This window comes from Actinomadura rugatobispora (assembly GCF_042656285.1).
Lineage (GTDB): Bacteria > Actinomycetota > Actinomycetes > Streptosporangiales > Streptosporangiaceae > Spirillospora > Spirillospora rugatobispora.
In genome coordinates this window covers 28,843-40,474 of sequence record NZ_JBHSON010000008.1, presented here as the reverse complement: position 1 = coordinate 40,474, position 11,632 = coordinate 28,843, and the positions used below count along the sequence as shown (strand labels likewise).

Here is an 11,632-nt window from a genome sequence, read left to right as displayed (position 1 = left end):
GGCGGTCAGCGGCCCCACCACCGTCCAAACGGCAGCCGCGGCCGCCCGGCCGACGGCGCGGGCACCACCCCCGACGATGGTGAAGGACATGTGGGCATGCCTTCGGCGGCTGCACATCCCCTTGCGGAGGAAGGCCCCACACGCAATCCCGCACATGAACCGCGAAGCCAGAGGGCTGCCGCCCGGCCTTCCGACAGGGCTGCGCCATCGCACCCCATTCGGCTCTCCGACGGCAACGGCAGGGCCTTCATCCACGCCTCGCCCGCCGGTCGCCAGCAGCATGGCCGCGGCGTCATCCACAGCCGCAGCGGCAACGAGGCCGAGCGGCGGCGCCGGGCCATCGCCTGCCAGCACGGCCACGCCCGCCGACCGGCAGGTCTCCGCCCCCCACCCGACCGGGCAGGCCTTCCTTGCCGGGCCACACCGGGGCCGTCGACGCGGTTCGAATCGAGGGGTGGCCGCCGCCACCCCACGGCCCTCAACCCGGCGGACAAATGCCACCGCAGCCGAGCAGCACGGCCGGCACGCCAGCCCATTCGCCGACGCCGCCGTGCAGGCCCGTAGCCGGGGCGCCGACCACGGTGATCACGGCAGCGAGCACGCTGGCCCCAGTACCGTCAGTACGTCCACGCCGCTCGGTCCTCCGGTCCCGGCCCGGCGACCGGACGGTGCGCCGTAGGTGGCCGGCCCTTCGCTCGCAAGAGGGCCACAACCGAGATCAACGGGAAGCGAACGTCCGTGGATGGGAAGGACGGATCCGGGTCCCGGGCGGGCCGGCGGTGCTCAGGGCTCAGAGCGCGGCAGCTGGGGGCGGAGCCGGGGCCAGCATCGCGAAGGCCCGCTCCACCAGCGCGGCCCTGTCGGCAGTCCCGTCCGACCGCAACCACTCGCGGGAAGCGGCGTCCAACGCCGCACCCGCGGCCGCCACCAGCAGGTCCGCGGTGAAGGCGTCCAGGCCCGAGCCGGGCCGATCCCGCAACGCGTCCGCGACCCGATCCCGCAGCTCATCGCGCTTGTAGTGCAGCCTCGCCCGCAGCACCGGGGTCGCCTCCACCAGCCGCAGCCCCGCCAACTCCCGCTGCGAGGCATGGATCCGCCCCTCCCACGCGCCCAGCACCACCCGCAGGCTCTCCCACGGCTCCTCCCGCTCGGGCCGCGCCGTGATCTCGGCGGCGATCTGTTCGGCGATCTCCTCCACATCACCGAACAGCACATCCTCCTTCACCGCGAAGTAGCGGAAGAAGCTGCGCTTGGACATCCCCACCGCCGCCGCGATGTCCTCCACCGTCGTGGCCTCGTACCCGCGCTCGACGAACAGCTCCATCGCCTGCTCCGCCAGCTCCGCGCGCACCGCTCGCCGCGTCCGCTCACGCAGCCCGGCCCTCTCCCCACCGACCATGCACCGAGGATAGCTTGCGACATCACATGATAAACATGTCATCAAGTGCCATACTCGTCCACAGGAGACAGAATGAACGCTCCGCTGCGCTCCAAGACCGTCCTGATCACCGGCGGCACCGCCGGGATCGGCCGTGAGACCGCGCGCGGCCTCGCCCGCCTCGGCGCCCACGTCATCGTGGTCGGGCGCGACCCCGACCGCGCCCGCGCCACCGCCGCCGAACTCACCCGCGACGCACACCGCACCGACGGCGCGCGGACGGGCCACCCGCCCACCGGCCGCCGTCCCCACAACGCCGCCGCCCGGGCGACCGCCCTCACCGCCGACGTCTCCAGCTCCGCCGACCTGCGCCGCCTCGCCGAAGAGGTCGCCCGCCGCCACGACCGCATCGACGTACTGATCAACAACGCCGGCGGCATGAACAGTCACCGGCGCCTGACCGCCGACGGCGTCGAGGCCACCTTCGCCGTCAACGTCCTGGCCCCCTACACCCTCACCGGCCTCCTGCTGCCCCTCCTGACCGCCGCCGCCGAACATGGAGGCGCCCGCGTGGTCAACCTCACCGGCGGCATGCCCGACGGCCCCATCGACCCGGACAACCTGCAAGGCGAGAAGACCTACCTCGGCTGGACCTTCTCCCAGTACAACCACGCCAAGACCGCCCTGATGGCCATGAGCCTGCAGGCCGCCCGGCGCCTCCAGGGCACCGCGATCACCGTCAACGTCGCCTACCCCGGCCACGCCCACACCCCCGGCAACCGGGCCCTGGCGATGCGCGCCTTCCCCTACGCCTACCGGCCCGCCGTGCCCCTCCTGCGCCTGCTGGGACCGCTCCTGCTCGCCGACCTCGCCAAAGCGGCCCGCTCCAGCGTCCACCTGGCCTCCAGCCCCGACCTCGAGAACGTCACCGGCACCTACGTCAACGCCAAGGCCCAATACGCCCACTGGCCCGCCAGCGTCCTGGACCAGCACAACCGCGACGCCGTCTGGACCCTCTGCGAACGCCTCAGCCGCCTCACCATCCCCTGACCCAGCACCCCGGCGACCGCCGCCCGGTTCCAACCCGTCCGGCGCCCGCACCCTCGCGTCCGCCGTCGACCGCTACTTGGACTCCATTCCGGCCGCCACCACCCGCACCAGGTCTGGCGCCTGAAGACTTCGCCGCGGTGACGGAGCGGTCGAACACCGCGGCGGCCGCGACCTGGAACCGGCACCTGTCCGCGCTCGCCTCGTTCACCACCTGGGCGCAACGTCAGGAACTCCTGGCCACCAACCCTGCCCGGCGGCTGACCCGCCACAAGCCCGCCGCCGCGGCGATCACCCCATCCCCGCACCCGCCTTGGCCGACGACGCCCACGGGCTGCGTGAGCGGCTGCTGTGGCGGATGCTGTACGAAACCGCCGCCCGCGCCGAAGAGATCCTCACCCTCGACATCGAAGACCTCGACCTCGAGTTCCGCCGGGCCCGCGTGACTTCCAAGTGCGGCGCGGTCGAGTACGTGCACTGGGCCACCGGCCGCGGCCGACTGTCCTACCCGCGCGCGGAGTACCTGTTCCAGAGCGCCACTGCCGAGCTTGACCCGCACGGCTGCGCCATTGGCCGGCCTCGGCGCCCATGTTCGTCTCGGTGAACGGACTTCAGCGAAGGTCACCGCTGACGCCGGCCCCGCCGCCCGACGCCGCCCCGTTGACCGGCGGCCTCGCCCTTCCTGACCTCATTGGCCGTTGCGAGCGCGGGCTTTTACGGCGGTGGGAGGTGTTGGTGGAGCCGTGTGAAGGCGGCGGTGTGGGGTGAGGTGGCGGCGAGGGTGTAGGTGACGATGGTCAGCCCGGGGTCGGCGGGGATTTCGAGGGCGTCGTAGTCGAGGTCGAGGTCGCCGACATGTGGGTGGTGGAAGGGTTGCCGGCCGCTGCGGTAGTACTCGACGTCGTGGGCGTCCCAGCGGCGGCGGAAGTCGCTGCTGCCGGCGGCGAGTTCGTCGATGAGGTCGGCCAGTTCGGTGTCGGCAGGGGTGCGGGCTGCTTCGGTGCGCAGACTGCCGACGGCGTCGTGGGCGATGCCGTCCCAGTCGCGGTAGAAGCGCCGGGCGCGGGGGTCGGTGAAGACGAAGCGGGCCAGGTTCGGCGGCTGTTCGGGGGTGTCGAGCGCTTCCTGGTAGAGGGCCCGGGCGAGCTCGTTGGTGGCCAGGACGTCCAGGTGGGCGTTGCGGACGAACGCGGCGGCACCGGTCATGGCGTCGAGGATCTGCTGCACGCTGGCGCGCACGTGTGAGGCTCCGCCATCGCGGTCCGGGCCGCGGTGCGGGTTGCTGGCGGCGCGGACCAGGGTGTCGAGGTGGGCGCGTTCGACGTCGTCCAGGTGCAGTGCGGCGGCGAGGCTGTCGAGGACCTCGTCGGACACACCGCGGACGTTCCCGCGTTCCAGGCGGGTGTAGTACTCGACGCTGATGTTGGCCAGCTGCGCGACCTCTGCGCGGCGCAGGCCCGCCACCCGCCGCTGCCCGCCGATGTCGGGCAGGCCCGCCTGCCGCGGGGTCAGACGGGCGCGGCGGCCGGTGAGGAACCGGCGAATGTCCTCACGCAGCTGATCACGGCGCTGATCTCGGTGTTGATCGCGGTCGGGCACTGCCCAAGATTACCGGTGCGACACCGGCCCAGGGGGTCCCTGACGGTACCCCTCACAACGGAGACTCCCAGGTCAGGTGGGGTAGGTGCTTGCCTGGGATGCGTGGCCGGGCCGCGTGGGCCGGCGGGCACACCCATCTTTTGAAGGATCACTCCACCGCCATGACTTTCACCGACTTGTTGCGCCCTGCGGCGGCCGGGGCTCCCTGCGCTGGTGACCAGCACGCCGGTGACCGGCATGCGGGGGCGACGCTGGCGGCCGCGGTGCTGGGATTCTTCGTCATCACCCTGGACGCGACGATCGTGAACGTCGCGCTGCCCTCGATTCGTTCCGCGCTGGGCGGGGGGATCACCGGTCTGCAGTGGGTGGTGGACGGCTACACGCTGATGTTCGCCGCGCTGCTGCTGTCGGCGGGGGCGCTGTCGGACAGGATCGGTGCGCGCCGTGCGTTCGGTGCCGGTCTGGTGGTGTTCGTGGTCGCCTCGCCGGCGTGCGGGCTGGCGCCCTCGCCGGGGGTGCTGGTGGCGGCGCGGTTCGTGCAGGGCGTCGGTGCGGCGGTGATGATGCCGGCGTCGATGGCGCTGGTGCGGCACGCCTACCCTGACGCGGGGCGCCGTGCCCGCGCGGTGGGGGTGTGGGCGATGGGCGGGGCGGTGGCCGCCGCAGCGGGCCCGGTGCTGGGCGGGCTGCTGAGTCTGGCGTCCTGGCGGATGATCTTCTGGATCAACCTGCCGGTCGGGGCGGTCACGCTGCTGCTGCTCGCCCGGGCCCCGCATCCGCCGACCCGGGCGGCACCGTTCGACTGGATCGGGCAGGTCACCGGCATAGCGGCGATGGGCGGGCTGACCTACGGTGCGATCGAGGCCGGGCAGGCCGGGTTCACCGCCCCGCAGGTGGTGATCGCGCTGGCGGTGGCAGTGGTGTCGTTCGCCGCGTTCGTGCTGGCGCAGGCGCGGGTGGCGCACCCGATGGTCCCGCTGGAGCTGTTCCGCTCGGCGACCGTGACGATCGCGGTGGCGATCGGGTTCGCGTTCATGGTCGGGTTCTACGGCCTGCCGTTCCTGTTCTCCCTGTACTTCCAGCAGCAGCACGGCCTGTCGCCGCTGGGCGCCGGAGTGGCGTTCCTGCCGATGATGGCGCTCAGCGCGTGCCTCACCCCGTTCTCGGCGCGGATCACCCAGCGCACCGGCCCCCGCGTCCCGGTCGTGGCCGGCCTGTGCTTGATCGCGGCCGGATCGATCGCCCTGGCGGTGGCGCCCGCCTCGATACCGGTGTGGGTGAGCGCACTGCTGCTGATCCCAGTCGGGCTGGCCGGGCCGCTGGTCATGCCGCCCACCACCGCCGTGCTGCTGGACCACGTCCCCGCCCACCGGACCGGGACCGCCGGCGGTGTGTTCAACACCAGCCGCCAGATCGGCGGCGCGCTGGCCGTCGCCGTCTTCGGCGCGCTGCTGTCGGGCTCGGGCGGGTTCGAGCACGGCCTGCGCCTGAGCCTCGCACTGGCCGCCGTCATCGCACTGGCCGCCGCAGCGGCCGGTGCCCGCCTCGCCGTCACCCGCCCTCAGCCATAACCCCAGAGCACCGTCGATCACCGACAAGAAGGGACACAGCCGATGACTCACAACGATCAGCCCTCGGGGGCGCAGAAGATGTTCGGTGACTTCGCGCCGCAGCTGGTGCACTTCACCGACGACGTGCTGTTCGGCGAGGTCTGGGAACGCCCCCAACTGCCGCTCCGGGACCGCTCGCTGATCACCGTGGCGAGCCTGGTCACCAGCGGCAGCACCGAGCAGCTGCGCCACCACCTGGGCCGGGCCAAGGACAACGGGGTCAGCGAGGCCGAGCTGATCGAGGCCATCACCCACCTGGCCTTCTACACCGGCTGGCCCCGGGCCATGTCGGCGATGTCGGTCGCCAAGGACCTCTTCGGCAGCTGACCCGCCCGGCCGGCCCCTGCCGGTCAACCGGTCGCGCACACCCGTGCGGCCTCGACTTCAGGGAGAGATCATCATGGAACCGCTCCAACGGCCCGCGACCACCGAGCTGCCGGAGAAGATGCTCAGCGGGGACGCCTGGGCCGATGTGGTGTACCGCGGCGAGGATCCCTCCCGGGCCCGGGCGAACGTGGTGCGTTTCGCGCCGGGTGCCCGTACCACGTGGCACTCCCACGGCCTGGGACAAAGGGCGGCGCGGACACCGCGTCCCGCTGGCAGCGCCGACAGGGCCGTTCTTCGCCAGTGACGGCACTTGCACCAACTGCCGCAACGGGTATCCCAGCAACTGCCTCAACCGCGAGTACGTCGGCGGCTGCCAAGCCGACCTCGCAGGCCAGCAGGTGCGGAACATCATCGCGATGAGCCGCCACTACACCCGCCAGGACCTGGCCCGCACGTTCGGCGCCACCGACGTCGTCACCGAACGCGGCGACGAAGGCGCCGCGGCCGTCAAGGACCTCACCGGCGGCATCGGCGCCGACCGCGTCGTGAAATGCGTCGGCACCGACCAGGCGCTGCAGCAGGCGCTGCACTCGGCCCGCCCCGGCGGCGGCATCGCCGACGTCCCGCACGGCGTCACCATCGACGGCCGAGCCATGTTCTACTCCCACGCCGCCGTCCAAGGCGGCCGCGTCCACCCCGGCAAGGTCTTCGACCTCACCCTGCCGCTGGACCAAGCCGCCGAAGGCTACAAGGCCATGGACGAGCGCCGCGCCATCAAGACCCTGCTGCGCCCCTGACCAGCCCGCCAAGGCGCCGAAGAGACCACCGCGGTGCTGCTGCCGACCGCGGTGCCCGCAAGCCGCAAGCCCATATCCGCCAGCAGATGAGGAGCCTGCACTCGTGAATCCCGCCTACGACTTCACCGGCCAGGTCGCCCTGGTCACCGGCGCCTCGTCCGGCATGGGCCTGGCCACCGCCCGCGCGTTCGCGCAGGCTGGCGCCGCCGTGGTGCTGGCCGACATCAACGAGCCCGCGCTGCGCGAGGCCGCCGGCGAACTGGAGTCAGCCGGGCACCGGGCACTCGCGGTCGCCTGCGACGTCACCGACGAGGACCAGGTCGCCGCGCTCGTCGACCAGGCCGTCGCCGCCTTCGGACGGCTGGACATGGCCTTCAACAACGCCGGTATTCAGATCCCGTCCAGCGACGCCGCCGACGAGGACGCCGGGGTGTTCGACAAGGTCAACGCCATCAACCTGCGCGGCGTGTGGGCGTGCATGAAGCACGAGCTGCGGCAGATGCGCACCCAGGGCAGTGGCGCGATCGTCAACTGCTCCTCGCTGGGCGGCCTGGTCGGCATCCCCGGACGCGCGTCCTACCACGCGTCCAAACACGGCGTCATCGGCCTGACCGGCAGCGCCGCGCTGGAGTACGCGCCGCGCGGCGTTCGCATCAACGCGGTGTGCCCCGGCACCATCGACACCCCGATGGTCGCCGACATGATCGCCAAGGGGGAGCTGGACCGCGCCGAGGCCGCGGCCGGCCAGCCCATCGGCCGGCTCGGGCACGCCGACGAGATCGCGCAGGCCGTGCTGTGGCTGTGCAGCGACGGCGCGAGCTTCGTCGTCGGCGTCGCGCTGCCCGTCGATGGCGGCTACACCGCGCAATGACCCGTACCGCTCAGCGAACGGGCACCGCTCAGCGAACGAGCATGGGGGGACGGATGGACCAGCCGACCGGCTGGCGCGTCACGGGCAAGGCCGCGCTGGCGACGGGCGCGGGCAGGGGCATCGGCCGCGCGAGGGCACCGCCGTGCAGTCGCCGACACCGACGCCAACGCGGTGCGGGCCGATGCCTGCTGAAGGCCGAGGCTGCTGACGAAGGAGAGGCGGTGGCGGTCTTGAACCGGTGGTGGTCTTCGGGCCGGTGATGCTGGTGTGCGGCATCGCCAGCAGGAGGCTGGGTGTCGCGCCGCCGGTGCTGCTGGCCGCCGGGACGACGCTGGGCTTCATAACTGCCCTGCGCCGCGTTCATCTGCCGCCCGAGGTGGCGCGCTGTTGTACTGGGAGAGTCTGACCACCTCGCTGCGCGAGGTCCGCCGCAACCTGCGCGGCATCGTGATGCTCAGCACCGTCCTGGTCATCGCCACCGCCACGGCCGTGGCCGCCGTCGCGCACGCCTTTCACCTGGGCTGGGGCCTGACGTGGGTGCTCGGCGCGGCGCTGGCCCCCACCGACGCCACCGCGGTCGGCGTGCTCGCCGCCGCGCTCCCGCGCCGCGACGTCACCGCACTGGTGGACCACAGGCTGGCCGTCGGCGCCACCACCAGCTCGCAGCACCTGACCAGGCCGCGCATCACCTGGCTGTTCCTGCTCGCCTACGCCGGCGGTGCCGCGCTCGGCGCCGCCGTCGCCGCCGCCGGGACTGCGCCGACGCCTGACCGACCCGTCCCAGCGTGGCCAGGAACCGGCGCCGCTCCGCCGGTAGCGCCGACAGATCCAGGCTGCCCCGGCTCCCGGACGCGCTGTCCGCCGCCCTTGGGAGTCAGGTACAGCGCGGCTCGGTGACGGCGGGTCCCGTGACCACCGACGCGGCGGCCGTCATCGGCCCCGGGGGGAATGTCCCCAACGCCGCGGCCCCCCTTCTCCTCGCCGACGGCCCGGCCTCGTCTCCGCTCACCGCCACCACTGACTCACAGGTCGCCGGGACCGCCGACAGAGGGCCGCGCGGGACGCGACGCGCGGCAACACCTCGGCCCCGGCCGTCCGGGCTCCGCGTCCCGGCGAGCATCGAGGCGCGCAGCAGGCGGTCGCGAGCCCTGGCCGGGTCAGCGGCGGGAGCAGGCCCGCGGCCTCCGGCGCCATTCGCGCAAACCCGATGCCTCGCCGTGCCTGATCCAGGCCAGTATCGGCGGGTGGGGCAGGGCGGGCGAGGAGGTCGCCTGAGGGCGGGGATGGCCGTCCGCCACGAAGGCTTCCGCAGGAGGCGCTGGCGGTGAGGGGAGAGCGGGCTTACCAGCCGGGTCCTGCCGCGCCCGGGCTGGTAGGCCGCCCGGACGTGCGCGGCGGCAGGAGTAGATCCGAGATTCCTCGGCGGCATTCGCCGAAGCCGTCGCCATGGATGGCTTCCGCGAGAGACGGCGGTAGGCGCCTAACCACAGCACCGCGGGTCGCGCCGATCCGCGCTGCACAGATCAGCGCGCCGCCATGGCCCGCCAGCTTCTCGGCGCCCCGGCGCCCATCCCGCTACAGGACGGCAGCCAGCGCGAGGTGGCGGCGGGGCGTGCTGGGGCCCGGGGCTGGCAAGCAGGGCAGAGCGAGCCCGCCCGCCGGGTCGTGTCGCACCTGGCCCGATGGGCAGTTCGTCCAGTGCGGCGGCAGGCCGCAGGGTGAAGTTCTGCTCGTCCTTGAGCGAGGCGAAGACCGGAACACCCGCCGACGCGAGTACGGCCACCGCCTCCTCGGAACGACTCCCGCAAGGACGACTCCCGCAAGGACGACGTGCAGGAGCTGCTCACAGGAACTGCTCACAACGATGACGCACAAGGACGACACGCAGGGAGGACGCACAAGGACGACACGAAAGTGCGGGTTAGGGGGTGGGGAGGGTTAGTTGCTCGGGTTCGGGGGGTGGGGGCGGGTGGGTGCCGCGGGGTGGGGACGGTGTCGGCGGTGATGGCCGCCTGCCTATGCCGTGGCGCTCGGCCAGGTCCCGGACGCGCGCGGAGATCCGCTCCTGGAACTCCCGCGGCGCGTAGGCGCGGTTGCCGTACAGCCGCGCGTACGGGACCACCAGTTCGGGATGGTGCTCGCGCAGCCAGGCCAGGAACCACTCCCGCGCCCCCGGCCGCAGATGCAGCGTGATCGCCGACACCGACGTCGCTCCCGCCTCGGCGATCTGCCGCACCGCCGCCTCCAGCTGCCGCGGCGAATCGGTCAGATACGGCAGCACCGGACCCATCAGCACGCCGCACCCGATCCCCGCCTCGTTGAGGGCCGCGCACACCTCCAGCCGCCTGGCCGGCGCCGGCGCGCCCGGCTCCACCAGGCGCCCCAGCGCACGGTCGACGAACCCCACCGACACCGCCGTGCCCACCTCGGTGCGCTCCCGCGCCTCCAGCAGCAGCGGCAGATCCCGCAGGATCAGCGCCCCCTTGGTCAGGATCGAGAACGGATTGGCCGCGTCCCGCAACGCCTCCAAGATCCCCGGCATCAGCCGGTAACGGCCCTCGGCCCGCTGATAGCAGTCCACATTGGTGCCCATCGCGATGTGCTCGCCCCGCCACCGCGGCGCAGCGAGCTCGCGCCGCACCCGCTCGGCGGCGTTGACCTTCACCACGATCTTGGAGTCGAAATCGGCACCCGAGTCCAGATCCAGATACTCGTGCGTCTTGCGCGCGAAACAGTTGTGCGACACCACCCCCGAGGCGACGAAGTCACCCGTCCCGGTGGTGATGTCGTACAGAGGTGTCTCCACGCCCAGCGCCTCCACCGACACCACCCGCGTCGCCTCGGCCGGCCCCAGCCGCATGCCCTCCGGTGTACGCGCGCACGCGGGATCGACGGCCACCGCCAGCCGCAGGCGCATGCTCACGTGCGCCGTCAGGCCCAGGTGCTCCAGGCCCAGCCGGATGTGGGCCCTCACCGCGGGGGACAGGTCGCCGGCCGCCCCGCCCGGCTCGGGCGAGCCGCCCAGAGCGCCGGTGTCCAGAGCGCCGGTGTCCAGAGCGCCGGCCACAAAGCCCTTGAGCCAGGAGCCCGACGGCGACCGCGGCCAGCGGGCGGCCTCGCCGGCCGGGGCCCCGCCCAGGTCGGTGAGGTAGGCCAGGGTCCGCTCCCGCACCGGCTCCTGGCAGGCCGCCACCCTGTGCAGGACATGACCGCGGCCCGCGCCGCAGCGCACCATCGCGCACAGGTAACCGCGCCGGTAGTCGGCGTCGTCCTTGGGCGGCTCGGCGAAACCGCCGCCCACGCCCATCAGCCGGTCGCCGGCCTCCAGCGCCCGGCCCGGGGCGGGGCGGCCGCCGGCGTGCGCGGCGACATGCCGCCAGCCCCGCTCGGTCAGGAAACGGTGGTCGCCGCTGGCGACCAGTTCGGTGCCGTCGCCCAGCACCACACGGTAGGCGGGCTTGAACGTCCGCCAGTGATCCAGGACCTCGGTCACCACCAGCCGCCGCCCCGCCCCGGCCGCCGAGGCATCGGCGCGGCCGGTGCCGCAGACGCGGTCGCCGGGCCGCAGATCCTGCAGCGGCCTGGTGCGGCCGTCGGCCATCAGGATCGGCGTCTCGCCCGCCAGGCAGTAAGAGCACGCGTGCGAGCACCCGCGATAGGGATTGACCGTCCACCGGAACGGCACCCGCGAGGCCGCGGGCACCCGGTTGATGACCGTCCTGGCATGGACCTCGTAGAACGTCATGCCGCGGAACTCGGGGGTGTCGAACGTGCGCGCCACCGCGCCCCGCTCGATCAGCGGCGCCGGACCCGCCCCGCCCTCGCCCTCCGCGACCAGCCGCAGATGATCCCAGCGCACGACCACACCCCCTCACTTTCACTCGAACACCTGAACGATAGAACTGGTGTTCGATGATCGCAAATCGGGGGAGTGGGCCGCCGACCTGCCCGGACGCGGCCCGGACCGGACCGCGGGCGGGCCGGCCGAACGTGCGATCACCGG

The 11,632-nt window shown here is 73.0% G+C and carries 11 protein-coding genes; 8 read left to right on the top strand and 3 right to left on the bottom strand.

What is annotated here, in order from left to right; translation table 11 throughout:
• Window positions 1–790: 790 nt before the first annotated feature.
• A complete protein-coding gene (locus ACFPZN_RS07480) occupies window positions 791–1,399 on the bottom strand; it encodes a TetR/AcrR family transcriptional regulator (RefSeq protein ID WP_378281064.1) in 609 nt (202 codons plus the stop codon).
• Between the two features lie 72 nt (window positions 1,400–1,471).
• On the opposite strand from ACFPZN_RS07480, the gene ACFPZN_RS07475 reads away from it, so the two are divergent.
• Together ACFPZN_RS07475 and ACFPZN_RS07470 are read left to right on the top strand one after the other, a co-directional pair.
• Window positions 1,472–2,428 carry an SDR family NAD(P)-dependent oxidoreductase gene (locus ACFPZN_RS07475; protein WP_378281063.1) on the top strand — a complete coding sequence of 319 codons (957 nt, stop codon included), beginning with the start codon at window positions 1,472–1,474 and terminating at the stop codon, window positions 2,426–2,428.
• Between the two features lie 310 nt (window positions 2,429–2,738).
• Window positions 2,739–3,029, top strand: a complete 291-nt coding sequence (locus tag ACFPZN_RS07470; RefSeq protein WP_378281062.1) for a tyrosine-type recombinase/integrase — start codon at window positions 2,739–2,741, stop codon at window positions 3,027–3,029.
• Window positions 3,030–3,139: 110 nt separating this feature from the next.
• On the opposite strand, the gene ACFPZN_RS07465 is transcribed toward ACFPZN_RS07470, so the two are convergent.
• Window positions 3,140–4,024 (bottom strand): helix-turn-helix transcriptional regulator, encoded by an 885-nt coding sequence (locus ACFPZN_RS07465; protein ID WP_378281061.1) that lies wholly within the window; start codon window positions 4,022–4,024, stop codon window positions 3,140–3,142.
• 161 nt (window positions 4,025–4,185) lie between these two features.
• Between ACFPZN_RS07465 and ACFPZN_RS07460 the strand changes: the two genes are divergently transcribed.
• From ACFPZN_RS07460 to ACFPZN_RS07435, 6 genes are all read left to right on the top strand, one after another.
• Window positions 4,186–5,595: an MFS transporter gene (locus ACFPZN_RS07460; protein ID WP_378281060.1), complete on the top strand. Its 1,410-nt coding sequence runs from the start codon at window positions 4,186–4,188 to the stop codon at window positions 5,593–5,595.
• A gap of 42 nt (window positions 5,596–5,637) precedes the next feature.
• On the top strand, window positions 5,638–5,961 hold the full coding sequence (locus tag ACFPZN_RS07455; RefSeq protein ID WP_378281059.1) for a carboxymuconolactone decarboxylase family protein: 324 nt from the start codon (window positions 5,638–5,640) through the stop codon (window positions 5,959–5,961).
• A 73-nt stretch (window positions 5,962–6,034) separates the two neighbouring features.
• Window positions 6,035–6,265: a cupin domain-containing protein gene (locus ACFPZN_RS07450; RefSeq protein WP_378281058.1), complete on the top strand. Its 231-nt coding sequence runs from the start codon at window positions 6,035–6,037 to the stop codon at window positions 6,263–6,265.
• A 112-nt stretch (window positions 6,266–6,377) separates the two neighbouring features.
• A complete protein-coding gene (locus tag ACFPZN_RS07445) occupies window positions 6,378–6,758 on the top strand; it encodes a zinc-binding dehydrogenase (protein WP_378281057.1) in 381 nt (126 codons plus the stop codon).
• 103 nt (window positions 6,759–6,861) lie between these two features.
• Window positions 6,862–7,629, top strand: a complete 768-nt coding sequence (locus ACFPZN_RS07440) for a glucose 1-dehydrogenase (protein ID WP_378281056.1) — start codon at window positions 6,862–6,864, stop codon at window positions 7,627–7,629.
• A gap of 387 nt (window positions 7,630–8,016) precedes the next feature.
• On the top strand, window positions 8,017–8,526 hold the full coding sequence (locus ACFPZN_RS07435) for a hypothetical protein (protein ID WP_378281055.1): 510 nt from the start codon (window positions 8,017–8,019) through the stop codon (window positions 8,524–8,526).
• A 1,024-nt stretch (window positions 8,527–9,550) separates the two neighbouring features.
• Here the strand turns inward: ACFPZN_RS07435 and ACFPZN_RS07430 are convergent.
• Window positions 9,551–11,488 carry an intein-containing Rv2578c family radical SAM protein gene (locus ACFPZN_RS07430; RefSeq protein ID WP_378281054.1) on the bottom strand — a complete coding sequence of 646 codons (1,938 nt, stop codon included), beginning with the start codon at window positions 11,486–11,488 and terminating at the stop codon, window positions 9,551–9,553.
• Between the last annotated feature and the right edge of the window lie 144 nt (window positions 11,489–11,632).